The 26,869-nt window shown below is 73.7% G+C and carries 20 protein-coding genes; 2 read left to right on the top strand and 18 right to left on the bottom strand.

The window, feature by feature from the left end:
- Positions 1-51: 51 nt before the first annotated feature.
- The 16 genes from ACFYOB_RS13570 to ACFYOB_RS13495 all read right to left on the bottom strand — a co-directional run bounded on the left by ACFYOB_RS13570 (position 52) and on the right by ACFYOB_RS13495 (position 21,368).
- Positions 52-1,602, bottom strand: coding sequence for a hypothetical protein (locus tag ACFYOB_RS13570; RefSeq protein ID WP_388559092.1), 1,551 nt, complete (start codon positions 1,600-1,602; stop codon positions 52-54).
- A 6-nt stretch (positions 1,603-1,608) separates the two neighbouring features.
- Positions 1,609-4,095 (bottom strand): GTPase-associated protein 1-related protein, encoded by a 2,487-nt coding sequence (locus ACFYOB_RS13565; protein WP_388559089.1) that lies wholly within the window; start codon positions 4,093-4,095, stop codon positions 1,609-1,611.
- Positions 4,092-5,282 carry a hypothetical protein gene (locus ACFYOB_RS13560; RefSeq protein WP_388559086.1) on the bottom strand — a complete coding sequence of 397 codons (1,191 nt, stop codon included), beginning with the start codon at positions 5,280-5,282 and terminating at the stop codon, positions 4,092-4,094. The genes ACFYOB_RS13565 and ACFYOB_RS13560 overlap by 4 nt, the downstream gene beginning before the upstream one ends.
- Positions 5,282-7,381, bottom strand: coding sequence for an Hsp70 family protein (locus ACFYOB_RS13555; protein ID WP_388559083.1), 2,100 nt, complete (start codon positions 7,379-7,381; stop codon positions 5,282-5,284). The genes ACFYOB_RS13560 and ACFYOB_RS13555 overlap by 1 nt, the downstream gene beginning before the upstream one ends.
- Positions 7,378-9,471 (bottom strand): AAA family ATPase, encoded by a 2,094-nt coding sequence (locus tag ACFYOB_RS13550; protein WP_388559080.1) that lies wholly within the window; start codon positions 9,469-9,471, stop codon positions 7,378-7,380. Before ACFYOB_RS13550 ends, ACFYOB_RS13555 begins: the two co-directional genes overlap by 4 nt.
- Positions 9,468-10,937 (bottom strand): hypothetical protein, encoded by a 1,470-nt coding sequence (locus ACFYOB_RS13545; protein WP_388559077.1) that lies wholly within the window; start codon positions 10,935-10,937, stop codon positions 9,468-9,470. The genes ACFYOB_RS13550 and ACFYOB_RS13545 overlap by 4 nt, the downstream gene beginning before the upstream one ends.
- Positions 10,934-11,584, bottom strand: coding sequence for a 4Fe-4S single cluster domain-containing protein (locus ACFYOB_RS13540; RefSeq protein WP_388559074.1), 651 nt, complete (start codon positions 11,582-11,584; stop codon positions 10,934-10,936). Before ACFYOB_RS13540 ends, ACFYOB_RS13545 begins: the two co-directional genes overlap by 4 nt.
- On the bottom strand, positions 11,572-12,690 hold the full coding sequence (locus tag ACFYOB_RS13535; protein ID WP_388559516.1) for a hypothetical protein: 1,119 nt from the start codon (positions 12,688-12,690) through the stop codon (positions 11,572-11,574). Before ACFYOB_RS13535 ends, ACFYOB_RS13540 begins: the two co-directional genes overlap by 13 nt.
- Positions 12,691-12,692: 2 nt before the next feature.
- Positions 12,693-13,520: a protein phosphatase 2C domain-containing protein gene (locus tag ACFYOB_RS13530; RefSeq protein ID WP_388559071.1), complete on the bottom strand. Its 828-nt coding sequence runs from the start codon at positions 13,518-13,520 to the stop codon at positions 12,693-12,695.
- Positions 13,517-14,287 (bottom strand): hypothetical protein, encoded by a 771-nt coding sequence (locus ACFYOB_RS13525; protein WP_388559068.1) that lies wholly within the window; start codon positions 14,285-14,287, stop codon positions 13,517-13,519. The genes ACFYOB_RS13530 and ACFYOB_RS13525 overlap by 4 nt, the downstream gene beginning before the upstream one ends.
- Positions 14,280-14,519 carry a hypothetical protein gene (locus ACFYOB_RS13520; protein ID WP_388559065.1) on the bottom strand — a complete coding sequence of 80 codons (240 nt, stop codon included), beginning with the start codon at positions 14,517-14,519 and terminating at the stop codon, positions 14,280-14,282. Before ACFYOB_RS13520 ends, ACFYOB_RS13525 begins: the two co-directional genes overlap by 8 nt.
- A gap of 135 nt (positions 14,520-14,654) precedes the next feature.
- Positions 14,655-15,764: a hypothetical protein gene (locus tag ACFYOB_RS13515; RefSeq protein WP_388559062.1), complete on the bottom strand. Its 1,110-nt coding sequence runs from the start codon at positions 15,762-15,764 to the stop codon at positions 14,655-14,657.
- 60 nt (positions 15,765-15,824) lie between these two features.
- The gene (locus ACFYOB_RS13510; protein ID WP_388559059.1) at positions 15,825-16,511 is read right to left on the bottom strand and encodes an RES family NAD+ phosphorylase; all 687 of its coding nucleotides are present in this window, start codon (positions 16,509-16,511) and stop codon (positions 15,825-15,827) included.
- Positions 16,511-17,215, bottom strand: coding sequence for a hypothetical protein (locus tag ACFYOB_RS13505; RefSeq protein ID WP_388559056.1), 705 nt, complete (start codon positions 17,213-17,215; stop codon positions 16,511-16,513). Before ACFYOB_RS13505 ends, ACFYOB_RS13510 begins: the two co-directional genes overlap by 1 nt.
- Complete coding sequence (locus tag ACFYOB_RS13500) at positions 17,212-20,634, bottom strand: CHAT domain-containing protein (protein WP_388559053.1); 3,423 nt, start codon at positions 20,632-20,634, stop codon at positions 17,212-17,214. Before ACFYOB_RS13500 ends, ACFYOB_RS13505 begins: the two co-directional genes overlap by 4 nt.
- A gap of 107 nt (positions 20,635-20,741) precedes the next feature.
- Positions 20,742-21,368 (bottom strand): hypothetical protein, encoded by a 627-nt coding sequence (locus ACFYOB_RS13495; RefSeq protein ID WP_388559050.1) that lies wholly within the window; start codon positions 21,366-21,368, stop codon positions 20,742-20,744.
- A gap of 255 nt (positions 21,369-21,623) precedes the next feature.
- Here ACFYOB_RS13495 and ACFYOB_RS13490 point away from each other — a divergent pair, with 255 nt between their 5' ends.
- Together ACFYOB_RS13490 and ACFYOB_RS13485 are read left to right on the top strand one after the other, a co-directional pair.
- Positions 21,624-25,028 carry a CHAT domain-containing protein gene (locus ACFYOB_RS13490; protein ID WP_388559047.1) on the top strand — a complete coding sequence of 1,135 codons (3,405 nt, stop codon included), beginning with the start codon at positions 21,624-21,626 and terminating at the stop codon, positions 25,026-25,028.
- Between the two features lie 115 nt (positions 25,029-25,143).
- Entirely contained in the window at positions 25,144-25,440 is a 297-nt protein-coding gene (locus ACFYOB_RS13485; RefSeq protein WP_388559044.1) for a hypothetical protein, read from the top strand.
- 103 nt (positions 25,441-25,543) lie between these two features.
- On the opposite strand, the gene ACFYOB_RS13480 is transcribed toward ACFYOB_RS13485, so the two are convergent.
- Complete coding sequence (locus tag ACFYOB_RS13480) at positions 25,544-26,374, bottom strand: aquaporin (RefSeq protein WP_388559514.1); 831 nt, start codon at positions 26,372-26,374, stop codon at positions 25,544-25,546.
- 167 nt (positions 26,375-26,541) lie between these two features.
- Entirely contained in the window at positions 26,542-26,757 is a 216-nt protein-coding gene (locus ACFYOB_RS13475) for a DUF6243 family protein (protein WP_388559041.1), read from the bottom strand.
- Positions 26,758-26,869 lie beyond the last annotated feature (112 nt).

Genomic DNA, 26,869 nt, shown 5'->3' with positions numbered 1-26,869 from the left:
CGTGACGCAGATCCACCTGCTGCCGCCCACACGCTGGTACAGGACCGCTGTTCAACCCCGCAGGCACCACTCGGCGAACCGCGTGACGCTGCCGTCCACGCCGGCCTCCTCACCCGCCACGGCGGCCGTCCGGAAGAAGCGGACTTCCCGGAAGTCCAGTTCCATGGCCTTCACGAGGCTGTGCAGGCCGAGCACGTCACAGAGCCAGGTCCGGGCGCTGTCGCTGTCTTCGAGGCGGGCCGGTACCAGGCCGTGCTCGGTGAGCAGGTCGGTCTTGCTGATGGCGACCGCCAGGCGCGAACGCTTCAGCGGGGCGCCCATCGCGGCCACCGCCTGGACCGAGCGGGCGAAGACCTCCTCCGGATCGACCGTGGAGCCGAGGGTGCGGTCCAGCAGGGGGCCCGGCGAGGGTTCCAGAGTGGTCCAGAACGCCTTGACCGCCATCGGATCCAGGACGAAGACGAAGGTGCGCGCGGCCCGCGCGTAGCGCAGCGCGTCGGTGTCGTCGCGGTCGACGAACCGCTCGCCGGCCGTGTCGAAGAGGTGGACCAGCCGCTGGGAGCGGCCGCTGCCGAGGACGAAGGAGTGGGCCCGGGGCAGGGTCTTCTGGGTGGCGCGGGTGTGTCCCCGGATCCGCAGGACCTCACGGAGCACCTGGTAGCTCGCGTCCGACTCCTCGTCGGCGTGGGTGATCGCCGGACCGCCGTTCGCCGCCGCGTGCTCCAGGGACAGCAGGATGGCCGCCATCAGCTGGGTCTTGCCCGCCGCCTGCCCGCCGATCAGCGGTATCACCACCTCGGGCATGTGGCCGGCGTCCGTGTTCATCGGCTTCCCGCAGTGCGGGTGGACACAGTACGCCTGGAGCCGGGCGTCCCGGCTCATCAGCATCAGCAGCGTCGGCATGCGCTGTCCGCACTCGCAGCGACGCCGGAAGATGCCGTACGTCCCCGGGCGGATGTCCGAGTGCCGGCGCCGGCAGGTGGGGCTGGGGCAGTCGTACGCAGGGTAGGGCACGCGTTCGAAGCAGTGCGGGCAGAGCATTCCGGTGCGCAGCCGTTTCATCCACAGCACCGCCCGGTCGACGGCCCGCAGGGTTCCGGCGAGGAGCCGGGCACCGCCCGTCAGCAGGGCCAGGACGAGCGCGTGCAGTGCCATCAGCAGACCGAGCAGCGGCAGGGCCACCGCCGTGCCCGCGCACAGCCCCAGGTACAGCGTCAGGCCGTACGGCACGGTCAGGGCCCGATGCTGCGCCGGAGCGACGAACTGCCGCGAGGTCACGGTACGGAAGGAGTCGCCGACGGTGGCGGCGTACGACCGCTGCTCCAGCGTGAGGAGCTGGCGCAGGTCACGGTAGGCCGGTCCGAAGAAGTAGTTGCGGTACGCCTTCACCTCCTCGTCCTGAGGACGGTACGGCGGCAGCGTCTGGAACTCGGGGGTGCGCCGGTGCACGACGCCGAACAGCGTGCGTCCGTACCCGGCGAGCACCTGCATCACCAGGGCGAGGCCCCGCAGGGCGGCGATGACCGGAACGAAGGGCAGGAACACCCCGAGCCCGAAGAGGAAGAGGGCGGGCACGAGGACGAAGGCGACGATTTCTGCCACGGTCTGTCACCGTCCTTTTGGCTTACGGGAGTTGTCGGAAGCCGCGCCGTCGGGAGGGTCCGCGGAGGGGGGCGTCGTGCGGCGGCCGAGCAGCGAGAACTTGCGGGGCAGGCCGAGCGGGCCGCGCCGTCGGGCCTCGGCCCCCGCGGCGTAGCGGTCGGCGAGTTCGGCGTCGTGGGGCCGTACCGCGTCCTCCAGCCGTTTCAGGTCCGCTACACACCAGTGCCCGTCGGGACGGGCGCGGATCGCCGAGACAGTCTCTTCGTGAGCCTGGGAGAGCCGGGCTCCCGCAGGCAGGGTGACGACGGCGGCGACATGGCTGAGCATGACGTTGTCGATCCGCTCGCCGCGCCTCACCCCCGCGTGCACGGCCGACAGGTACCGGTCCAGGTCGCGGTTGTTCAATTCCGCCAGCCGGCCACGGAGCCGGCCGATGTCGGCGGGCAGGCGCAGCATGGCGGGCACCAGATGGAGGCGCTTGAGCGCCCGCGGCGCCGACCACGGGCCGGTCTCCGGGATCGCGAAGGCGTGGAGGAGCTCCGTGGCCTCGTGGGCGTCACGGAGGGCGCCAGCCAGGCCGAGCGTGATCCGTACGCGCTCCCCGGCGCTCGGCGGCAGCCAGGCGAAGCGGCCCGGGGCGGCGAGCAGCCGGCACAGGTGAAGACAGGCATCGAGGGTGTCCTCGTCCTCGATGCCCTGGCTCACAGTTCGGTCGAACCACTCGCCGACCGCCGCGTCCACCGGGCCCGAGACGGGTAGTTCCGTGGCGATACGGGCCGCTTCCCGGTGGGTCCAGGTGCGCGAGGGCTGCCGCCACAGGTCGCGCAGCAGCTCCTCGTCGGGTGAGGTGCGCCCGCGGATCTTCAGGATCTTGAACATGAGCGGGACCGTGTTCGAGGGCTCGCGCTCGGCCCTCGCCCGCAGGTGGTGTTCCAGGAGCAAGGGGCGGCCCGTCAGGTCGTCTTCGTGGAGCAGCTCGGCAGGGAACTGCGAGAACAGCTGTTCCTGTCCCGCGCGTCGTTTCAGCACCTCCTCCACCGCCGTGGCCAGGGACGCCCTCATCACCGGCAGGACGCGCAGGAGTCCGGCCACCTCCTGGCGGAACCGCGGGGCGGGTTCGGCGGAGCCGAGCAGCGCGTGGGCCAGGGCGAGCGTCTCGCGCGCCATGACCTCCTGCGGTACCGGGAGGTGGGCGCCGAGGGCCCAGAGCAGCAGGCGCGTCCGCTCGCGGGCGGTCCGCACCTCGGTCTCCAGCAGCCGCTGCCACAGGGCCGTGGCCCGCTCGCGTGCCGCCGGATCGGCGATGGGCATGGGCTCGACGGCGTCCTCGGCGGCGGCGGTGTAGGCCCGCATGCGCGACCCGTGCAGTTTTCCCTCGATCTCCTGGTGCACCGCCGTGTCACCGCCGGCCTTCGCTGCCGCGCTCAGCACGGTCAGCCGGCCGTCGTCCAGGTCCCGGTGCTTGCGGTGGATGTCCGCGGCGACCGCTGCCCGGCGCGCCCCCAGATGGTCGGCCCCGCCCAGCCAGTCGATCACCGCGTGGGCATCGGCCGCGGTGAGCGTGATGCCGCCTGCGGCCGCCGCCGCGGCGACGGGGGCGTGCCAGTCGTCCGGTGTCTCCTCCCCGCCCCGGGCGTAGTCCGCCGTCCAGGACCAGACGGGCCGGACGGAGCCGACACCGATCCGGGTGAGCAGGCGGACCAGGGCGCCTACGGGGACCTCGGGGAAGACGCCCCGCGAGAAGTCGAACACGGTGTAGGCCGCTTCGTCGTCCGGTCCGAAGGCGAGCTGCGCGTCGGGCACCGTGCCGATCAGGTGCAGCCGGCTGCGGGCCGGACGGAAGACGTACGTGGCGAAGGAGAGGCCGCGGGCGAGCGGCGGCGGCAGCAGGTAGGAGACCGCGGCGAACCAGTGCGCGATCCGCTCGGTCGAATCGTCGACCACCACCACCGAGCCGTGTTCGGTGAGCGCGGCGAACACGGCGGCCAGCAGCTCCGGCAGGCGGGCCGCGTGGGGATGTCCGCGCAGGAACCCGCTCACGGCCCGGACACCGAGCGGGCCGGGCGCGGGCGCCGGGAGCACCGGGATCTCCGTGCTCGGGGACACCGTGCGGGTCCACGCCGGCGAGTTCCACAACTCGATCGCGAGCATCCCGCCTCCGGCCGCGGCGAAGTCCTCGCTGTGCAGGGCATGGGCGAAGTAGTTGCCGAAGCGGTTGGCGGAGTCGCGGCCCACGTACCGCACGCACAACGCGGTGGCGCGGCGCCCTTCCCGGTCGTAGGGCCGGTAGCAGAGGTTGACCGGGCAGCGCTCCAGCAGCTCCGGGGTGTCCGACTCCACCAGGGAGCGGGGCGGCTCGTACCCGGCCAGTGCCTCCACGGATTGCCGGGTCTCGGCGGTGACGCCCGCGCTGACGGCATTGAACTGGAATCCGGAGAACCCGCTGAGCCCGTGCTCGCAGGAGGTGTAGTAAAGCTGCTGGAAGTGCGTCATCCACGGCCTGCCTTCGGCACCGAACCGAAGTCGCTCAGCAGCCAGAGCAGTGGGTCGGCCACCCGGTACGGCTGGATGCCGGTGGGGGCGACCCGGGCGTCGGAAGTGGGGTTGCGACCGAGGGCGGAGACCCCGAAGTACCGGTAGCGGGTGTAGTGGGTGTCCAGCAGGTGGTCGATCGCCACGCCGTCCCAGTCCTTGAGGAGCCGGCGCACCTCCTCGTGGACGCTGAGGCTGTCGCTCACGTCGAAGCGCCCGCGCGGGGGCGCGTAGTCACGCAGCGGACTGCCGGGATCGAGAAGGTGCCAGAAGGCGTCCATCTTCGAGAAGACGACGGCAACCGGGGTGTCGATCTTCTGCGCGGACCGCCCGGAGCGGGGGGCGAGCAGCAGGCTGGTCACCCGGGACAGGACGTTGATGGGGGAGTCCAGACCCTCGGTTCCCGGCAGCGGTGTACCGGGCAGCGCGTTGTCGCGGGCGCCCGGCATCTGCAGCGGATCGAGTAGCAGAACGATGCCGTCGGCGCCGGCCAGATAGCGGGTGTTGAGCTCCACGCTCTCCCGGGAGCTGAAGTCCTCACCGGCTGTGTCGAAGAACGACAGGACGGTGTGCTGCGGGCGCTCGCGGAGCAGGGTGCGCCGACGCAGGCCGAAGCGGAAGACGAGCGGGTCCACCCGGTTGAGGGTGGTGGAGGCGGTCTGCGTGCCGGGGAACATCTGGTTGTCGCGGTAGAGACGGCCCTCGTAGTCGGAGCTGTAGCGCCGCATCGTCTCGTCGTCCGCGCCCATCAGGGCGGCTCCGTACGCCTCGCCGACCCGGTTTCGCACCTCGTGGAGCAGCACCGTCATGTAAACGGTCTTGCCGGACGCCTTCGGGCCGACCATGGCGATCAGGCGGTTGTCCACCATGCCGAACTGCACGGGCAGTTCGGAGTGACACACCGGGCAGATCCGGTAGGTGGTCTCGCCGTCGCAGTCCGGACAGACCGCCGTGGGCTTGCGGCCGTCCGCGGCGAAGTCCGGGCCGAGGTCGTGGCTGCGACGCGGACCCTTCCGTTGGTCCAGCACTTGGTCCCGGCGGCGCTGGCACTGTTTCCCCGTCCGGCTCAGGCGGCTGTTGCAGCGGAAGCGGATCTCGCGCCGGGCGAAGCTCTCGTAGCAGTAGGGGCAGGTGAGGCGTTTGGCCATCAGGTGACTCGCAGTCTGTGCAGCGCCGTCGGGCGGATGTCGATTCCGGAGTCGGCGCCCGCGTCCGCGTCGGCCGGGAAGCAGACCAGCCAGGACGGGCCGCGGGTGGCGGGCAGCGGGAACTCCACGGTCAAGGGGGTGCCGGCAGACAGGCGCTGCGCGGGCACCTCGTGCAGGACGGTGCCCTCGGCCGTGCTGGTGGGGCGGAAGCGGCCGAGGCTGTGGACGATGCGGAGACCGGGCAGGTCGCAGCCGGTCTCAGAGGTGAAGATGACCGACGCCACCCGGCCCCTGAGGCGGCGGCGCACGCTCGGCTCGTACGCGACGACCGTCGGCGCGGCCGGGACGAGCAGCGACGACGCGCCTTCGCAGTCCCCGCGAACCTCCGCGACCAGGGCCTCCACGGTGAGGGTGACGGCCTCACGGCCGACGGCCACGTCGAAGCCGCCGTCGTGCTCGTACACCCTGCGCCGGCACACGACGTCCCCGTCGCCGGGTCCTGCCCCGGCGGTGCTTCCCTCCCTGCGCCAGCGGACCCGCGCGCTCAGAGCTCCGTCGGGCCACGCCCACAGCACGAGGAGGTGGTCCCCGCGCCGGATGGTCTGGAGCTGGTCGACCGGAACCGCGAACAGGGTCCGCGGATCGGCGGGAGACCCCGTGGGGGCTGTGGCCGTGGTGTCGTACGGGTCGCTGCCGGCAGCGGCCGCTGGCCCGGGCGCGGTGTCGGCCCCGGGAGCGTGCGGCGGAGGCGCAGTCCGTGGCGGCTCCGGTGCCTCCGGGGAGCCGGGGTCGGCGGTGTACGCGGGCCCGGTTTCCGGCGGAGTGACGTGCGGCGGCTCGGCGTACGCGGGCTCGGCGTACGGGGGCTCGGCGTACGGCGCGTGCTGAGCCCCGGCGTGCGGCGGCTCGGAATACGGCCGCTCGGCCGCTTCGGGCTCCGGGAGCCGGAAGTCACCTTGATGCCCGGCCTGCCCTGCCTGCCCGGCGTTCGGGACGCCCGACGCGCCGCCCTGCCGTGAGCCGGGCTCGGGGTCCTCCGGCAGATGACGCCCGGTGCGGGGCTCCGGGTCCGTCGCGTCGATGGCGGGTTCGGGGTCCGGCAGGACGTCACCGGCGTCCGGGCCGAGGTGCCGGGTCTCAGCCCCGAGGTGCCCGCCCTCCGTGCGCGGATGACCGGCGCCCAGGGCGGCGTACCCGGTCTTCGCCCGCACCGGCCTCGCGGCGGGGCCGGTGACGACGCGCAGGACGCCGAAGTCGTGCAGCGCCAGCAGCCCGAGCACGACGGCGAGTTCGGGGCGGTCGCAGCGCACCGTCAGGCCGCGGGCGGCCGGGAGGGCCTCGATCTCGGACCGCAGGCCGGGCGCGGCGCACATGCCGCCGGCGAGCAGCACCGTGTCCACGGGCGGTTCGGCGGTGGTGAGTTGCTCGGCGACGGCGGCGAGCATGCGCTCCCGCGGGGCTGCCACCGCCCGCTCGAAGGCGGCCTTGTCGAGGGCCAGCGGGTGCCGGCCGCCCGTCGCGTCCTCCACCGTCTCGGTGACGCCGTCCGAGCCGCCGAGCGCCCGGCGCAGGACCTCCGCCGCCCCGAGCGGGTCAACGCCGTCCGGCAGGCGTCCGGTGAGTGCGGCTGCGACCGCCGCGTCCCAGTCGTCGCCCCCGAGCCGGAGGCTGAGACCGCGGACCACGTGCACGGTGAGGTCGGGGGCGATGGCCAGGACGCTCAGGTCCAGTGTCGTCGCCCCTTGGTCGCAGACCAGGACCGTGTGGTCCACGCCCTCCGCGATCGCCCCGTAGTGCAGGGCCACGGCCACGGGGTCCGGGACGACGCGTACGACGTCGAGTCCGGCGCGCTCCACCGCGTACCGCAGCTCGTCCTCCCGCCCGCCCGAAACGGGAAGTCCGAGGACGGCCGTGCGGTCCGGTTCCGCCGCGGGGGCGCCCTCTCCCGTCGGCGCGGATCCGATCAGCATGGGCAGCGCCCGGACCGGGTCGAGGACGCCGTCCACCCCGGCGAGCCCGGTCGTGGTCACCTCCGGCCGGCCGTCGGGGCCGACCCGCGCGACGCGCCCGAAACGGTGCCCGAGGTCGATGGCGATCACGCCCGTCCGCTCCCTTCGCCAGCGGACGGCGCCGCACCGTCGGTGGTGACCCGCGCCGTGCCGTCGGCTCCGACGCCGACCCGGATCCGGCTGCCCGGCTCCGGACGGTGCGCCAGCAGATGGCCGACGACGGCCGACCGCACCAGCTCCAGCTCGTTGCGGATCTGCCGCCCTCCGTACGCCTGGTGCTCGGGGTCCGTCATCCGCTCGGTGATCCACGGGTGCAGGGTGTCCGTGTCGGGGACGAGCTCCACGCGGTGGCGTTCGCGGACCGACTCGGCGAGCTGTCGCAGCAGCCGGTCGGCGATCCTGACGACGTGCTCGTGGCGCAGCATGTCGAAGACGACCACCCCCGGCTTGAGCCGGCCGTAGATCTCCGGCCTGCCGATCTGCCGGAACTTCTCCTCCACCGCCCGGGTGAAGTGCGCCTCCAGCTGCGGGTACGAGAGCTCGTCCCGCTCCTCCAGCAGGCTGCGGACCTGTTCCGCCCCCGTGTTGGAGGTGAAGATGATCAGGCACTGGGAGAAGTACGCCGTCTGGCCCCGCCCGTCGGTGAGCCGGCCGTCCTCCAGGATCTGCAGGAACTTGTCCAGCACCTTGGGGTGGGCCTTCTCGATCTCGTCGAAGAGCAGCACGCTGAACGGCCGTTCCTGCACCCGGCGGGTCAGCTCGCCGCCCTGCTCGTGGCCGATGAATCCGGGCGGCGCACCGGCCAGCCGCTCGGCGGCGTGCTCCTGCTGGTATTCGCTCATGTCGAAGCGGGCGTAGGCGCTCTGGTCACCGAACATCAACTCGGCGACGGCCTTGGCGAGTTCGGTCTTGCCGACGCCGGTGGGTCCCACGAAGAAGAATGCGCCCCGGGGGCGAGCGGTCCCCGAACTGCCGAAGTCGACCCCGACGAAGGCGGATTGGAGGGCGGACGCGACGGCGTCCACTGCCGTGGACTGGCCGACCACCCGTGTGCCGAGGACCTCGGCCGCGCCGGCGACGGTTTCCCGGTCGAGCTGGGTCCACGGGTCGACGCTGACGTTGAGCCGGTGCAGCTCCAGCAGCTTGTCCGGCTTCCGCAAGGACGCGTTGCGCAGCCACGAGGTCCTGGCCAGGCCCTCGATGTCCCATGCCGCCATCCCGTCGGTGGCTCCCACGAGGGCTTCGACGTCGGCGCGGGAGGAGTCCTGCGCCCCGTTGAAGTGCCGCCGCAGCCAGGTGAGCCACAGTCGCCGCTCGCTCGGGTCGGGCGGACCGATGTGCAGTGCGGCGATCCTCGGGTCCTCCAGATGGAACCAGCCGGGCAGCCGCCCGACGTCACCCACCGCGCACAGGACCGCGTTGCGCGCGTGCGGGGCCGAGCCGACGGCCGAGCGCGGCGTCACGGCGTCCGTCATCGCGGCGCGCAGCCTCAGATAGCCCAGGTGTGACTCGGGCTGGCCGGGCGGGAGGTGGTGATCGACGTCCTCGAAGACGAAGGCGGTGGCCGCGTCGGGCGAGGCCGCCATGCGGTGCACCGTGGCGACGACGTCCTCGAAGGAGCGCGGTCGGCCCGACTGCCGTGGCGCCAGCAGGCGCTCCCTGCCGCGGTCGCGCTCACCGCCCCGCCGGGTGCGGGCCGTCCCGTCCGGCGCGCCGTCGAGCGGCCCTTCCGCGTCCCCGTGGCCCTGCGGCGGCCGGGCCCCCGCACCCCCCGGCGGCGCTCCGGCAACCCCGCCCCGCGTCCCCGCCGCCTCGGCCGGGCGTCCCTCGCGCAGCTGGTCGAAGCGGTCCGCATGACCCGGCAGGGGAAAGGTGAGCCCGCCCACCGGATCCCACCAGCCGACGACCTCCGCGCCGCGCGTCTCCAGCAGGCCGGCGACCACCTCACGGAAGGACGCCGGCCGGTCCGCGAACCACCAGCGGTCCCTGATCTGCCCGTTCAGGATCACCTGGCGCCCGCGCCGCAGCTCCCAGCCCAGGGACACCGCCCACAGCGGCATCATGCCGTCCGCGGTGACCGGCTCCCCGTCCCCGGCGGGCCCGCTGCGGCGGTCCGCGCGCGCGGGGCGCTCCGCGCCGCCGACGCCGTTCTCCCGCTTCGCCCAGTCGATCGTGCTCACCGGCTCCACTTCCAGTCCTCAGTGACGGGCCGCTCGGTCCCCTGCGCCGCCGTGTTGGGGTTGGACGCGCGTCCACCCCTCGGCGGCTTGCCCTGCCAGGTGAGTTCACCCGGGACGAAGCCGTCCCGTTCGACGATCGCCTCGTGCACCCGCTCCAGCAGGTCCTCGGTGCGGTCGCACACCGCGCCGTCCGGCTCCGGACGGAGGGTGACATCGGGCTCGCCGTCGACCCGGTAGACGAGGACGGGGGTGCCTCCCTCGTCTGCGGTGATCGTGGTCTCGTACGTCGCCCCGCTCGGCCGTTCGAAGCTGAGCAGCAGACGGCCGTCCTGCTCGGCTCCGCCGGTGAACTCGAAGCCCTCGCCGAGCATGGCGTCCTGCAGCGCCTGCGCGAGATCCATCCGGCGCGTGTAGGCCAACTGCAGTTCGTCCAAACGGGCTTCGGTGCCCAGGAGCAACTCCTCCAGCGCCGTGACCGCCCTCAACGCCTCCGGCGCCGCGCCCGCCGCGAGCGAACCCGTGACGGCGGCCAGCGCGGCCACGATCCGCTCGGCGAGTTCGGGGTCGGCGAGCTCCCGGGCCTCTTCCGCCGCCTCCTCCACCGACTGCCGTACGACGCCGAGCCGGTCCGCCGCTTCGGCGAGCGCCGCCGCGAGGCGCTCCCGCTCGGCCTCCAGCGCCGCCTGCCGTGCCGCTTCCTGCCGAGCGGCGCGTTCCTCCGCCTGCCGCTCGGCCTCCCGCGTCTCCTCGGCCCGGCGGCGCTCCTCGGCGGCCCGTTCCCCGGCGGTCGCGGCATGCCGGGCGAGGGCGTGCTCCACGGTGCCGAGCAACGCCTGGAACCGTGTCTGCGCCCCGGGTCCGGCCGCCGCGCGCAGTTCGCCGAGCAGGTCCACGCAGTTCCGGTACCCCTGCGGGTCCTGCTCCCGGGCCTGCGAGCCGATCCGGGCCAGCCGCTCCTCCAGCCCGGCCAGGACGACCCCGTGGTCGGCGTCCCGGCCGGGCGCCTCCCCCTCCCGGCCGAGCAGGACGACCCGGCCGCGCAGCTCCTCGATCGCCCCGCCGAGGTCCTCGGCGCGATCGATGCCGCCTTGGAGCACGTCCAGCCGCTGCCGCAGGACCCGCACCTCGGAGTCGTCCGTGCGGACCCGGCCCAGCAGCTCCCGCACCTCGGCCAGCCGGCGCGCGTCGGCGCCGGCCTGCTCCTGGCGCACCCGGGTCGCGTGGGCCTGCTGTCGTTCGGCCCGGCGGTCGGCCGACTCGATCTCCCGTCGCTCGGCCTCGGCCCTGGCCCGGTCCCGGCGTGCCGCCGCTTCCTGGGCCCGCCGTGCGGCGCGTTCGGCCCGTTCCTTGGCGCGCTGTGCCTGCAGCCGCCGGCGTTCCGCCTCACGTGCCCTGCGCCGCTGCGCCTCAAGCCGCGCGTAGGCCGGTGCGACGGTGACGGTGCTGTACTTCGGTGATCCGCTCATGCTTCCCTCCGTGCCTCGGCGCGCAGGACGAACCCCCGAGCCGCGAGTCGTTCCTCAAGCCCTTCCCGGAAGCCGGGAGTCGGGGGCACCCCCGCCCAGGACAGCGATCCGTCGGCCTCCACCGACAGTTCGACGCCCGCGCTGGTGTCGGGCTCGGTTCCCACGTGCGCGTAGCGGTCGGTGAGCGCGATGACGCGCTGGTTGGACGAGCCGCGCCAGCGCAGGCCGTGCTGCCGGGAGGCCACGTACGGGCCGTCGACGAGCAGGTCGAGGCGCCGCAGCAGGGCGAGCCGGTCCGGGCCGCCCCGACGCAGGGCCTCGTACCGGAAGCCGGAGTAGGCCATCGCGCTGAACTCGGGGCGCCGCGACCGCACTTCGTCGAGCAGCGCGGCCAGCCCGGCCGCCTGGCTGAAGGGCTCGCCACCGGACAGGGTGACGCCCTCGATGTCAGGTAACCCACAGAGCCAGTCGGCGAGTTCGGCGACGCTGTAGGCGGTGCCGCCGTCGAAGGGCAGCGTCTCCGCCGCCACACAGCCACGGCAGCGCAGCGGGCAGCCCTGCACCCAGATCACGGCCCGGGCCCCCGGCCCCAGGACGGTGCAGCGGTCGAGCCTGCGCGCCACCGAGAGCCGGGTCACCTCTGCCATGCGGTGTTCCCCTTCATGCCGGTCACGTCCTTCGTGTCCTTCGCGCCCGGCGTCGCCCCGCCGCTGCTCCGTGGCCTCGGGTCCGGAGCCGGATAGCCGTCCGCCCCGCGTTCGGCCAGGTCACACCAGGGGCACCAGGGCCGTTCGGCGGTGTGCACGTGCAGCGGGTTGCGTCGGCAGGTCCTCAGCCGGGCCGGGTCCGCCTCCGCGGCCAGCGCCTCGACCCAGGTCGACGCGGCGGGCCGCACCCCGCCGAACGCCGCCCGGAAGAGGGTGGCGAGCCGACGGGGGAGCAGGTCGAGGGGCGGGGCCGAACGGGGCAGGACCACCGCGGCCCGGTCGAGGAGTCGACAGCGGCCGTGCAGGACGTTGTCGTCGTACGACAGGTAGTCGCCGGAGGCGGGATGCCCGGCGAACGGGTGGAGCCCGCACATCAGCAACTCGTGGACCAGGACGGCGAGGACGAACTCGTCGGAAGCCCGGTCCGGCGCGGTGCCGGCCGGCGCGCCGATCCGTTCGGGCGCCGTGTGGCCCGGGCTGCCCATGCGCCCGGGGAACACCTCGTTGCCGTCGGTGAACTGCCAGGAATCCACGTCCGCGATGCCGACCCTGCCGTGTGCGTCGACCCAGAGGTTGTCCGGCTTCAGATCGCCCACCACATAGCCCTCGGCGTGCAGGTCGGCCAGCAGCTGGGCGAGCGAGAGTGCGGCGGCGAGCGCGGTGGCCCAGGTCGCGTGGGGGAGGAGCGCCTGGCGGGACTGGGGGGTCAGGAGGTGCGTGAAGGGCTGGTGGGCGTGGCGCATGTCGGTCATCACGTAGCCGTCCACGCCGCCGCCACCGGGGCCGCCGGCCCGGACCCCGGCCAGCGGCCAGGCGACCCGCGTGGGAGTACCGGACAGCAGCCGGACGGCACGCGGTTCGCGGCGCTGCCGCACCAGCCGGGCGATACGGCGCCGGTAGGCGGCCGGGTCGAGCGGGTCCGGGACCAGCTTGGCCACCAGGGGGCGCGCGTCGTCCACGGCGTAGACGACCCCTTCCGAGCCGCTGCCGATCCGCTCGGTGAGCTGCCATGTGTGTCCGCTGCCGGACACCACCGTGAGGGCCATCGTCACCTGCCGTCCGTCAGGGCGCAGAGCACGGTCAGGTCGTCGCCGGTCCGTGCCGCCTCGGGGCCGGAGAGCAGGGCGCGTAAGGGGGCGGCGTCACCGCCGTTGCCGCGGAGCGTCGCGGCGAGCCCGCAGAAGAACCGCTCGGCGGGCAATGGCCCCGCCTCGGGCGGGAGTTCTCGGACCGAGGGGTGGTCGAGGGTGAGGGACGCGCAGCCGTCGGTGGCGAGGACGACCCCGCTCAACCGCGGCTCCCACAGCACGAACGACCGTAATCGCAGGGCGGCCCCGGGCGAGGAGAGGAAGACCGTCTCCGGCGCGCCGGGAGGGGGCGGCGGAAGGACCAGATGGCACCGCTCGGCAGTCTGTCCGGCCGGTCCGGTCCCATCGGTCCCATCGGTCCCATGGGTCAGAACCGTCCCGAAGCAGTCGCCGACCGAGAGGAACGCCACCCAGGGCGGCCGTACCACCGCCGCGGCAAGCGTGGCGGCCAGCGCGCCCGCGTCCACCGGCTCCGACGGGTCGGCCGCCGCCAGCACGCCCTCCACGGCCCGCCGATAGTCCCCGACCACCCTGGCGCCGGCCGCCGCGATCCACCCCGTCCACGTCTCCGGGGCGTCCTCCACCTCCGGGATGTCCGCGGCCAGGACCCGGCAGGCGGCGTCCACCGCGATGTGCGCGCCGAGCGCGCTGCGCTCCCGGCCGCCTGCGCCGTCCGCGACGGCGAGCACGGCGGTCGAACCCAGGTCGACCGCCTTGAAGGCATCCTGGCATCCCTGTCCGCGGGCCAGGTGCGCGGTCCCCTGGACGGCGGCCCCCGCCACGATCACCGAACCCTCTCCTCGAGCAGTCGCATGCGCCGCTCGTGCTCCGCGCGGTCGGCCACCTGCCTGTGGATCTCGTCGGCGGCCTGCCCCGCCCCGACCCGGTCCGAGCTCTGGAACAGCACATCGAGGATCTGCCCGAAGTCCAGGCCCTCCAGCATCAGCGCGCCCTTGGGCGTCAGGACCCGCAGCAGCTCCAGGTCCGCGCCGCGTACGCCGATCGCCTGGAGGACGCATTCGCCCCGCTCCTCGCCGCGGCGCACCTTCTCCGCCGTACCGGCCAGGGCGGCGGGGTCCATCGCCTCCCCGTTCGCGTCGCTCGGCGCGCCGTCCGTCAGCACCCACAGGAACGGCCGGCGCACCTGGACCTGTTGGTCCTGCAAGGCCCGGTGGCGCGACCGGGCCAGGTCGAGCGCCGTCTCGACGGCCTCCGTCATCCGGGTGAGTCCGGACGCCTCCAGCCGGGGCGGGCGCATCCGGTCCACCGGTACGAAGAGCCGGTCCGGGCCGGCCTCCTCGACCGGTACCAGCCGTTCCCGGTCCGGGTCGAAGACCCGCACCCGTGAATCGAAGGTGATCAGGCACACCTCCACCCGCGCGCGCAGCCTCGGTTCCGCCCGTACCCCGTCGAACCAGCGGACCAGCGCGTCGCTGAGCTCGTCGATCCGGGGGCTCCCGGCCGGGCGGCCCATGGAGGCCGAGGTGTCGAGGAGCAGGACGACGGGCTGCCGCTCGTCATAGCCCTGCGCCAGTCCGAAGTCGTACTCACTCATCCCCGGCCGCCCCGCTCTCGTCCGCCTCGTCCGCCCGACCCGCTTCGCGCGCGAGGAGCCGGTGTCGCGAGGCGTCGTAGCGCACGACGACCTCCGTGCCCGGCGCCATCCCCGGGGAGTCCGGGAGCATGCGCAGGAGCACACCTTCGACCAGGACGTACGCGTCGGGCGCAGGCCAGGTGATGATCCGGCCCGGTGCCCCATGACCCCACTTCTCCATCCCACCGCTCATGCGTCCACGCTAGGTGACTCGGCATCAACTAGGAGCGCGTCAGCAGAGATTACCCACACGAAGATCCCCCCGTACCCCGATGCGTCGCCCCGGTGCCCCCTCGTACGCACCGGGGCGCCCTTCCATTCCACCGGGTCAGCCGGTCGGCCTCCGGGCGTGCGCCGGGCGAATTCCGGCCGGGATGCGCTCCACCAGCGCCGCCGCCTCGGGCGTGCGCACCACGAAGTGGACGTCCCAGCGCGCCCCGCGCGCCAAGTCGGCTTCCACAGCCGCCCATACGGCACCCAGGCTGACCTCGTACTCCAGTCCGCCGCGGCCCGAGCCGAGCAGCGGGAAGCACACCGAACGCAGCGGCGGCACGTGGAGGTCCCGCTCCTCGGCGAGTACCGCCAGCGTCCGGGACACCGCCCGGGTGACGTCGGCCGGCAGCACGTCGTAGTCGTTGGTCCCGGCCCGGGGCACCGCGATCGCCGCGTGGTAGATCCGCCGGATGCCCTGTGCGGCCAGGGCCCCCGCCCCGGTGGCCGCCACCGTGCCGGGCCGCACCGCCCGCCCCGAAGTGCCGTGCCGCTCGGCCCACTCGTGCAACTCGGCCGGCAGCGGGTCCGCGAGCACCTCACCGGTGACCCCGTGCACGGAAGCCGCCCGTCGCAGCGACGCGGCGATGGAGGACTTGTACGCCTCGGGCAGCGCGAAGTAGACGTTGGACGGGGAGACGACCACGTCCACGTCACGCAGCAGGTCCACGGGGTGCACGTGCACGGTGAGCCGGACGTCCCGGCCGGCCGCCCGGACCTCCACGGACCGATGGGTCCCCACGCCGCCCCCGTCCACCACGGCCGCGCCCGGGTCCGGCCCGGCCGCGTCCGCCGTCAGCCGCACGATGTGCTCGGCGACCTGGCCGAGGACCATCACCTCCTGGTCCTTGCGGAACCGCTCGACACTCACCCCGTAGACCGACGCCGCCCTGGCCCTACGGGAGGACGCCGGCCAGTCCCGGGTCCCCTGGGCCAGCCCCAGGGTGTACTCGGCGGCGGTGCGCAGCGTCCCCGCGTCCAGGCGCGCCACCGCGCTCCGCAGCAACACCTCCATGGGCGCACCCGGTGTCCGGACGCCGGCCGGGGCGACCGCCTCCGCCGCCGCCTCCAACGCGGGCAGTGCACGCCCCCTCAGACGGATCAGTCCCGCGCGCCTGACCTCCTTCAACTCGGCCAGGAGTAAGGCGTAATCAGAAGGTGATGCCATGCGCCCACGATGGCATCACCCTTCACAGGCGGACAAGCCGGAACCGAACGTCCGTGTGCGTCACCACGTGATGGGCTTCGACACCTCCGCCCGCAGTGGGTCGAGGAGCCGGTCCAGCTCGTCGACGCCCTCGCGGGAACCGAGGTCCGCGATCCCCTGTTCCGGCAGCACCTCCAGGGCTCCGCAGTGGCAGTCCTCGAAACGATCGTGGAAGAGCACCATGGAGTGCTTGGGCCGGTTCCGGCGGGACTGCCAGACCAGCCCCATGGCCTCGGGTGCTTGCGCCCGGATCTCGCTCGTCCAGCGCCGTGCCATCGGATAGCTCCTCTCGTCGTCCAGCAGGTCGGCGGTCTGATGGACGGCGGCCAGGTCCTTCTCCTCGATCAGTGAGACCAAGGTCAGCTCGCGCGTGGTGCGCAGCACGCTCAGGGTCCTGCCGTGGACGAAGGCGTACGGGATCTTCCTCTTCCCGGTCGGCAGGAACGGCACCGAACGCAACAGGCTTTCCGCGACGGCCGTCAGGGCGGAATCGGCCACGTACAGGCTGCGGTACGGGTCCAGCACCGTGCCCTCGAAACGGCCGCCCTTGAGGTGGATGTCCGCGAGTCTCGGGTTGAACTGGACCGGCCTGTACTTGGACTGGTGCACCCGCCACAGCTCCGTGCCGGCCGGGATCACCTCAAGATTGGGTTTCAGTTCGTCCTCGATCATGGGGAAGAACCTGATCACGGGCGGGACGTTGCTCATCACTCCCCCTCCACGAGTGCGGTGACCGCACAGACGAGTTCGTGGTCGGGCAGCCGTCCCAGGAGCGATGCGGGAGTCGCGCCCAGCCAACTGTTGCCGCCTAGCCACCAGGACGCGGCGCCCAGGGGGTCGATGTCCGCCAGGAGCAGCCGGTTGACCTGAAGGACGACCGCGTGCGGTGTGCCGCCGCCGGACGGGAACTGGAACTCCGGGTAGCGGTCGCCGTTCGGCGGGTCCGGCAGTCTGATCAGTTCGGGTGGCGGCGCGCCACCGCAGCGCGCCGTCACCTCGGCCGCCGAGAGAGCCGGCTCCCGGAGCAGCGGGTCGGGTTCCGTCACGGGCTCCCGGGCGGGCGTCGCGTCGGGTTCCGTGTCGGGTTCCTGGGCCCCGGCCGCCATCAGGTTGACCAGCGCCAGCGCGTCCGTCACGGTCGCCGGGCCGGGGGGCGCGGCGACCAGCCGTACCCCGGCCAGGGCGGCGCGTACCGGATGGTCGAACGGCAGCGGCCGCAAGGCCAGCTTGACGCCCTGGAGCGCCCTGCGGACCGCCATGACGCTGTCCGGCGGCGCCGCGGCGAGCGCGCTCAGCCGGGTGAGCAGCAGTGCGTGCTGTTCGTCGTCGAGCGCCGCACGGATGGACTCCCGGTGTTCGCCGATCAGGGCGAGCAGCGGCTCCGCGGATGGTCCGCGGCCCTCCTCGTTCATGCTGTCCCTTCTTCCGTGTTCGTCGGGCTCGGGCTCGGGCCCGGGCCCGGGCCCGGGCCCGGATGTCCCTGATGGCCGAAGGCGGCCCAGAGCGCGGTCCGTTCCCGTCCCTGTCGTTCCATCTCCCTGAGCAGGTCGCCCTGGAGGGAGCCCGGGTTCTTGCGGTGCGGGTCGAGCATCCACAACTGCGCGGCCCGCAAGGCGTCCACGGGGCTGAGCCCGTCGACGACGAGGTGGTGGTGGAACACCGCCATCAGCAGCGCCGACGCGCTGTCCTCGGCCAGCCACCGCGAACCCACGACGTCCCGCGCTCCGGCGGCGACGAACGCCGTGGCCAGGGTCAGTGCCTCGTCGTGGTCACGTTTGCTCAGATCTGTCTGGCAGGCGCTCAGGACGACCAACGGCCCGTCGGAGGCGTCCTGTTGCTCCTCCCGGTCGAGCAGCCTGGTCACCGTCAACGGGGCCGGTGTGCCCTCCCCGTCGGCTGCGAGGTCCAGGGCGGAGACCGTGGGGCGGGTGCCCGCCGCTCCGTGCGAGACCACGTGCAGCAGGGAGGTGCCGTCCGTGAGGAACCCGAGGACGGCCTCGGGCGTGCCGGGCGGCAGCTCTCCCGGTTCCACGTCGTAGAGCGCGCCGCACACCCGGGCATCCGGATAGAAGGCGTCCCGCAGGGCGGTGACCTCCATGTCGGCGTATTCCAGGCTCATCAGCGGGTCGGCCACCAGCACGGGGGCTGCCGCCGGGTCCCGCGGCGCCCGCTTCACCGTCCGCAGGAACTGGCTGCCGGACGCCGCGTAGCTGATGACCACCGCCTGGCAGAGGCGCTCATGCTCCGCCCCGGCCGGGAAGCGCGCGGCGTGCCAGGGGACGATGCCCAGGCGCCCGCAGGGCACCAGGACGACGCGGAGCGGCCGGTCCTCCCGCCCTTCGTCGGCCTCCGCCAGCCGGTCCTCGATACCGCCGAGGACCGGGCCGAGCGCCTGGAAGGCCCAGTCGCACAACTCCTCCAGGGCCTCCTCCCATTCATGGGCGAGGGAGGCGTTGTCCGGATCGGCGTCCCGTGCCGCCGCCGCGTCCACGTACCGCGCCAGGGGGCCGTCCTCGACGTCGGTCAGGACGGGCAGGGCGCCCGCGCCGGCGCCGAGCTCCGGCCCCACCGCGATCACCAGGCCCGGTCCCTGCACGTCGCCGGCCACCAGGTAGAGGAGTACGTCCGCGCCCGCGTCGGCGAGCCCGTCCGCGAGGTCGCTGAGCGTGGGCGTGCCCAGCAGGCCGCCCTCCCGGCGGTAGCCGAGGGCGTCGAGGGCCTCGCGGCGCACCGTGCTCGGCAGCAGGCCCGGAACCTCTCCGGCGTCGCCCGCACCGTCTCGGGTACCTGCCGCCGCCCGCCAGGCCTCGGCGAGCTCGTGGCGCCCGGCGGCCTCCAGGAGTTCGGGTACGGCCGACGAGGTGGAGGCCCCCTGCAGGACCAGGGCCCGGCCCATCTCCAGGGCGGCCACGGCCTCGTGCAGCTTGCCGTACGAGGCCGCCATCCGGGCCGCCCGGACGCCTCGGCTCGCCCCGGTACGGGCGGCCAGCAGCCCGTGTTCGGCGCCCGTCTGGAGGAGGACGTCGGCGGCGAGCGCCATCAGCGCCTCCTCGGCGGCTTCGAGGACGCGGGTGTCCGCCGGGTCGGGCTCGTCCTCCGTGAGGAGGTTGCGCAGGTGGTACGACTCGGCCAGCTGCCACAGCGCGTCGGCGGCGATCCGCGGCGCCTTGCCCTCCCGTACGCCGACCCGGAGCCGTTCGAGTTCGTCGATCCAGGTGTCGAGCACGGCCGGGTCACGGTCGCGGTCGAAGCGCACGCCCAGGGACAGCGTGGAGGTGTAGAGGTCCTCCATCGAGGCGTCCGGGGGAGGGGGGACGTGAGCGGGTACGGGGGTCGTCTGTCCGGTGAGGGCGTCGTGGATCATGCGGAAGTCCTGCGTACGCGGCGCGGGCACCTCGTCGGCGAAGGGCAGGCCGCTCTCCTTGGCGCGGGTCATCGCCTCCTCGATGTGGGGCGTGGCTCGCAGCAGTGCCTCCTTGTCCCGGGTCACGATGCCGAGCGAGCCGTGCACCGCGCCGAGGGCCGCGTCGACCGCGAACCGGAGCGGATCACCCTCGGGGACGTCCGCCGCCAGGGCTTCGGCCTCTTCCAGGAGCTTCCGGAGCGCGGGGACGTCCTCCGTCTCCCTGGCTGCCATCGCCCGCGAGGTGATGTCCATCGCGCGCCCCACCACGGCGGGGTCGCCCACGCCCGGGGGCAGCAATCCGCGGATCCCCTCCAGGTGTCCGACGATCGAGTCCATGTGGGCGCGTCCGGCCGCCAGGTCCTGATAGGTGCCGCCCACCGCCGGACTGATGCCGAGCAGGAGCGCCCTCAGCCCCTCCAGGGCCGACGCCGACTTCAGACTGGCCGGCAGCGGCAGGCCCTGCGCCGAGCGCAGCCTGTCGAGGAGGTCGTTGAGTGCCCGGGGGTCCCCGCTCCGCAGGACGGAGTCGAGCCCTTGGGTGGTCGCGTTGACGGCGTCCAGGGCGCTGATCATGTTCCGGAGGGCGTCGGGGGTGAGCGTGGGCTCCGGCTCCGGCTCCGGCTCGGGCTCCGGCTCCGGCTCCGGGTCCGGCTCGGGCTCCGGGTCGGGCTCGGGGGCCGGCTCGGGCGCCGGGTCAGTCTGCGGCTGTGGGCCCGGAGTCGGCTCCGACTCGGGTTCCTGGTCCCGCTCCCACACCGGCTCCGAGGACGCGGAGGGGTTCGGGCCCGGAGCCGCCATCGCCCCGAACGTCCGGTCCATCATCTGGCGTAACTGATCCGCGTACGGTGAACCGGGCGGCACCATGCCCGCCAGCAGATCGGAGAACCCCTGTGGGGAGGGCGCCGCGAAGAGCCCTTGCGCCTGGCGCAGCGGACCGAGCACCTCCGGCGGCAGCGGCAGTTCCGCCACGTCGTTCATCAGCGTGCCGAGCTCCGTCGCCCTGGACATCGTCCCGGCGGGTCCCGCCCGCTGGAGCCAGTCGAGATAGCCGGAGAGATCGGGCACCATCCCGAGCACCCCCTGCTGTGGCTGGACCGGCGAGAGGTGTCCCATCAGGAACAGCGCCGCCCACCGCCGGTCCTCCTCGGTCACGGCGGCCCCGAGCGGAGTCGTACGGTCCCGGGCGTCCCGCAGCAGCCGTTCGGCCCGGTCCCGGTCCGCGGGCGTGCCGGCCCCGGCCGCGTCCCGCAGGGTCAGGGCACCCGCCAGCCACACGTTCACCGAGCCACGCAGGTCCTCGTCGTGGTCCAGCAGCCGGGCGAGCTGGTCGAGTTCGGCGACCGACGCCGTGTGGGCCTGCGGCGACACCGGGCCGCCGCCCATGCCGGGGAGCTGCCGTTTCACCCGCTCGACGGCGTCCGACACCCAGGCACGAAGTCCCTGAACGCCACCGCTCTCCTCCCGACTCACCGGCATCCCGCCTCTCCGGGCCCCCACACAGCCCTCAACAGCCTCAGCGCAGCCCAACAGCCTCAGCAGCCCTCAACAGCTCTTGGATCACTCCCACTATGCCGATCCGTCGCGGGCGCCGCCCCGACTTCGCCCGCTTCTCCCCGTCGACGACCGGAGTCCGCCCGGGAGACACCCAGATCGGCCCGCATCTCGCGCCGCATCTCCCGCAGTCGGGCCCACAACGCCTCGATGCCCTCGTGTGCCGCGGCCGGCGAGTCCCCCGGCCGCGGCACGCCGTCGTCCAGCCGCCGGACCATGCCGTAGACCGCCCCCAAGCCGTGGCTGACGGCGCTCGCGTGGTCGAGCACCAGCTCCGGGAGCCGCATCTGCGCCTCCGCGTACACCTCCCGGTGGTGGTCGCGCGCACCGGTGAGCCGCTGTCGTACGTGCGGCGCCTGCGCGGCGTCGCCGAGTGCGTGCAACTGGTCGGTGAGCGCGGCCAGATAGTGCCGCCCGGAAGTGTTGAGCGCCACGTAGCACGACCACAGCTCCTGCGCCTCGCTGCGCCGTTCCCACACTTCCTCGGCCCGCTGCCGCTCCCGCTGCCGGCTACGGTCGGCCGCCCGCTGGGTCAGCAGCGCGGACAGCAGTGTGCCGACGACGCCCACGACAGCCACCAGTGGAGCGGTCACCACACCGATGTCCACGCGGCCTCCTCCCCCGTTCCCCCGCACGAACAGCGAAGCAGCGGTTGGCGTGCCGGGTGAAGGCCGCGCCCGGACCTCGCCCGCTGTTCGCCCGATTGCCGCCCAGCGGGGCCGGGAACGGCGGCGCCGGTGGCCGGTGACCGGGTGGCTCCCGGTCGAATTGCGGTCGGATGAAGGGAGGTTGACGGCCATCAGGTACTACGGGAGTCACCGTGCGGCCATCATGGGCCACGAGAACGACCGGATGGAATCACCGTGGCGGACGGGGGCGTAGGGGACATGGTGGGCGACGAGGAGAGCGGTGGGGTCCAGGCACTTCGGGCCTGGGCCGAGGAAGCGGCCGAACGTGCCGCCCGGCTGGTCGGGCGGGGCGGCGAGGACTACCCGGTGTCCGCGGAGGAGTTCGATGGTTCGGTCGCCGAACTCTCGACGCTGCGGAACCTCCTGGATCACGACCGGGAGCTGCTCGGCAGGGTCACCCTGGTACTGGGCGGCCTGCTCGCCACACGCCACGCCTCCGGGCGCGGCACACCGGACGACCCGGAACGGGCCCGGCGCCTGCTGGACGAGGTGCGGGATCCGACGACGGCCGCCGGGGAGCGGATGACGCAGGAGGGCAGGCAGTGGGCGGCGATGTTCCTGCTGATGGTGTCGGGTCACGCGGAGCCGGGCCGCTCGGCCGGGGCGCCCCCGGACATCTGGCCCGTCCTCGACCGCTCCATGGCGGCGAAACCCGGTGAGGCCGCCGCCGAGGCGGAACGGATGGCGGCTCTGGCCGCCGAGGTCGGGCGGTTGCCGGTGCCACCGGAACTCCGGGATCGGCTGGGGCAGATGCAGGACATGCTGTCGTACGCGTCACGGAGCGACTTCTCCGACCCCGAGACGTTCCTGGCCATGCTGCCGCCCGGCTTTCCGTTCGGCGATCAGCTGCGGACGCTGCTGGGCGTGATGTCGTCGCTGCCCGACGCACCAGACGCACCCGACGCACCCGGCGCCGACGCACCCGACGCACCCGGCGCCGACGTGCCCGACTCGCCCGACGCGCCGGCGCCGGCCTCCGAGGCCGACAGCACTTTCACCGGAGCGCCGCTGGCCGCCCTGCTCGGCCTGTCGGAGGCGTTGAACACCGGCGATCCCGAATCCCTCAGCCGGCTTCTCCAGCGGCTGGGCGGGCACCTCGACGGCCTGCCGCCCGGGGACGAGCGGTCCTCCGAGATAGAGAACCTGATACGCATGGTGCTGCAGACGGCCGGGCCGCTCGGGGGCAGCCGGACGGACAGCGGCGAGGCCCTCCGGCAGATGGGACCGGTCGTCGAGCACTTCGCGCGGCAGGCGGTCGACGACCCCCGGGCGGCCGACATCACCGTCGCGATCCACGCGTTCGATCTGTTCACCAGGATGCGGGCGGCGGAGGAGGCGGAGAGCGAGGCCGAGTACCTGCGGCTGATGGGCGAACTGGACGCGCTCGAAAGTTCCACGCCCGCCGAGCACCCGTTCCGTTGGCTGATCATGCTCGTCCACGGCAACGCACTCACCTCGCTCGGCGAGCGCACCGGCGACAACGAGACGATCGTGCGCGGCCTGCTCCAACAGGAAGCCGCCCTCGAAGGCAGCTCCGATGCGGACATCGTGATTCCCGAGGCGCAGCTCGCGGCGTTCCGCGAAGGGCTCCGGGCGGCGCGGGCCGTGCTCGGGCAGACCCCGGACCTCATGCCCGCCCCCGCCCCGCCGGCCCCGGACGCCTCGACGGGCACCCGATACCTCGCCGCCATGACGGCGGGCCTCCGGTACTCCACCACCGACGATCCTGCCGACCTGGACGCGGCCATCGGCGGACTGGAGTACGTCCGCGCCGAAGTCCGGCAGGGCCGGTCGTCGCACATGGCCTTCCCCGCCCTGTGGCAGCTCGCGGAGAACTACCGCCTCCGCCTGGGCCGCACGCAGGACCCGGCCGACCGGGACGCCGCCACGGACGCGGCGATGGAATCGCTCCGGGCCCTCGCCGGTGACGTCGTCCTGCAGTCCGGCTCGGACCACGGCCTGCTGGCCGCGCGGTCCGGGGCCGAGCGCGGGGTGCAGGCCGCCATCTGGGCCGCCTCCCAGGGCCGGGTCGAGGAGGCGGTGGCCGCCCTGGAACTGGGCCGGGCCCTCGTGCTGCAAGCGGCGTCCGCCTCACGGGCCGTGCCCGACCTCCTGGAGGCCCGCGGCCACCACGACCTCGCGGGGGAGTGGCGAGCAGCGCAGCGCGGCCGGGACGGATCCGGCCCCGGACCCGAACCCGTACCCGGAGCCGCAAGCGCCGTGGCACCCGACGCGCTCCCCCGGGAACTGCCCAGTTCCCTGAGGCGCCGCGCCCTGGAGGCCCTGGGCCACCGTGAGCGGGACGGCGCCCTCTTCCGCACCCCCACGGTCGACGAGCTCAAGGCCGGGGTGGCCGAGGGCGACGCGGACGCGCTGGTCTACCTGCTCGCCGGCGAGGGCACCATGCCGGGGATGGCGGTCGTACTGGGCCCGGACATCGGCACCGGCGTCCGGGCCCTGCCCCTCCTGTCCGGAGACAAGCGCGGCCCCCTGGAGCGGTACCTCGACACCGCGGCCGCGTACCAGGCCCGGCCCGGCGCATCCGCGGCCGCGCAGGCCTGGGAGGACGCCTTGTCCGATCTCCTCGACTGGGCGACGGAGGCCGTGATCCACCCGGTGATGAGCGGCGTCGCGGAACGGCTCGCCGAGAACGAGAACCGGCGCAAGGACCGCCCCGGCCCGCCCAGGATCGTGCTGGTCCCCTGTGGCAGCCTCGGCGTCGTGCCCTGGCACGCGGCCCGCCTGCCGGCCGCCGCGCCCCGCGACTACGTGTGCCAGATCATGGTCATCAGCTATGCGGCGTCCGGCCGCCAGTTCCTGAACACGGTCCGGCGTGCCCGGCGTGCCCCGGCCGACGCTCCCGTCCTGGTGGCGGACCCCACCATGAGCCTGCCGTACGCGGAGCTGGAGGTGGCGGGGCTCCAGCAGACCCTCTACCCGCGGGCGCGCCTGTACGGGGAGTTCTACGAGCCTCCCGTCGAACCCGCGGCGGCCGGCACCCCGAACGACCTCCTGGACGCCCTCGCCGGGAACCCGTCCCTGCTCCACGTGGCGTGTCACGGCTCGGCCGGCACCAACCCGACCACATCGGCCCTGCGCCTGGCCCCCGACGAACACGGACCGGCGGACCACCGGATCACCGACCTGCTGACCGTCTCACGACTCCTCGACCGCGCCACAGACGAACAGCTCGCCCCCGACGGGCCATTGGTCGTGCTCAGTGCCTGCGAGACGGACCTGAGCAAGCGCGACCACGACGAGGCACTCACCCTGACGACCGCCTTCGTGGCGAGCGGCGCGCGGGACGTGGTGGGCTCCCGTTGGGCGACCCAGGACTCGGCCGCGGCCCTGATGATGGCCGTGTTCCACCACTACCTGACCGTCGACGGCCTGAGCCCCGTGGACGCGCTCCACGTCGCCCAGATGTGGATGCTCGACCCGGAGCGCGAGAACCCGGGGTCGCTCAGCGGCAGCCTGCTCGACGAACTGGCCGGCAGGCCTGAGCTGCACCGCCCGGCGGCTTGGGCCGCCTTCATCCACCAGGGCCATCCGGGGCCGTCCACCACGGCACGAAGGTGACGGCGTGCCGTCGGGCGCCAGGTCCGACCCCTCCCCGGCTGCATGCACTTCGCCCCGCCCAAGAGCTTCGCCGCCGGCTGAGGATCGGCCTTCAACTGCATGAGCGGAACGCGAGATGCCCCGGAGCGCGGGCGCTCCCGCCGAATTCATCGCCGCGGACCCAGAGTTCCGGCAGCTGGTCCTCGGAGACCAGCAGGCCCAGGGGGCAGCCTTCGGCGCCCTCCTGACCGAGGCCGTGGGCACGGGCGAATTCCGGCTCGCCACCGACACCGCCGTACTCACGGCGACCCTCCAGGCGACGCTCACCGGTGCCGCCCGGCGGTGGGCCGTGGACCGCGAGGGTCTGCTCGTCGACCGCCGGCGCTCCGTGTCCGCCGCCCTGGCCCGGGACGGACGGAAAGATTTCCCGTGAGCGACCGCACCTTCCGGTGCTCACATTCGGCCCGGAGCATCCGAGCCCATACGGCCGCGACCGCCCACGGGGGCGCCGATCACCACCACATCCGTGGGCCGCGTCATGCCGCGGACGACTCCCCGGTGTCCTTGGACTTCATGAAGATCAGCGCGACCAGCGCCAGCCCCACGACCGCACCGATCAGCTGCATCCCGATGAATCCGGCCACCGACGACGGCGCGATGCCCGCGAAGGTGTCGGTGAAGGCACGGCCGATGGTCACGGCGGGGTTGGCGAAGGACGTGGAGGAGGTGAACCAGTACGCGGCGCCGATGTACGAGGCCATGGCGACTGGCGCGAAGCGCAGCCTGTCGGTCTTGGCCAGGCCGAAGATCAGCAGGATCAGCCCGGCCGTCGCGACGACCTCACCGAGCAGCAGGCCGCCGTCCGAGCGGTCGTGCGTGGACCACTTCACCAGCGGCTCGCCGAACATCGCGTCCGCGAGGATCGCACCGCCAATGGCGCCGGTGATCTGGGAGGGCACGTACACGGCGAGCTCGCGCGCGGTGACTCCCGCGCCCCCGCGCCGGGCGGTCCACCACTCCGCCAAGGTCACCGCCGGGTTGAAGTGGGCGCCCGAGACGGGACCGAGGAGGGCGATCAGAACGCCGAGGCCGAAGACGGTGGCGGTGGAGTTGGCCAGCAGCTGCAGGGCCACGTCCTGGGTCAGCGTGGTGGCCTGGATGCCGGAGCCGACGACGATCGCGACCAGGGCTGCGGTGCCGACCAGCTCGGCGGCGGCGCGGGCGACCAGCGCGGTGCGGGGCGGGGTCGCGCCGGGCGCGGGCTGGTGAGCGTCGGCCGGTATCGGGGCGGCCGTGGGCTCGGTGGCCGTGGGCTCGGTGGCGACCGGCCGCCTGAGCGCCGACGCCCCGGCCCCGGAGAACCACAGGGGTGGGCAGCGCGGTGATGGGGACCGCGCAGTGGTCCGCGCTGACCGTAGGGGCAGCGACGCCCGGCACACTCTTGCAGCAGAGCCCCGGTACGGCAGCAGGGCCCGGGCCGCGCGTCGCGGTCCGGGCCCTGCCCCGTGCGGTGCCGCCCTGCGGCGGAGGTGCGTCAGCTCTGTGCGGTGTCGTCGCTCGCCGGCCCGGCGGCCTCAGCTGCGGCTGCCTTCTCCCGCATCTTGCGCACCAGCTCCGCCTTCTTGTCGGCGGCGCCCTGGCGGTCGAGGTTGCGGTGAGGACCGTTGTTCTGCCGTTCGGCGCGGGACAGCTTCTTGCGGTGGCCGCCGCCCTGCCCCACGGGGTTGTTGATGTTCTTGCTGTCGGTCACGGGTTCTCCCGGTGATGATGTGAAGTGGTCTACGGATTTACGGGCGGGGGACGGGCCCGCGACGTCGAAGGACGTCAGCAGGGGCCCGTCACGCTCTCACTCGTAAATCGGC

Source organism: Streptomyces sp. NPDC006463, assembly GCF_042870715.1.
GTDB lineage: Bacteria > Actinomycetota > Actinomycetes > Streptomycetales > Streptomycetaceae > Streptomyces.
This window is presented reverse-complemented; position numbering and strand designations above follow the sequence as displayed.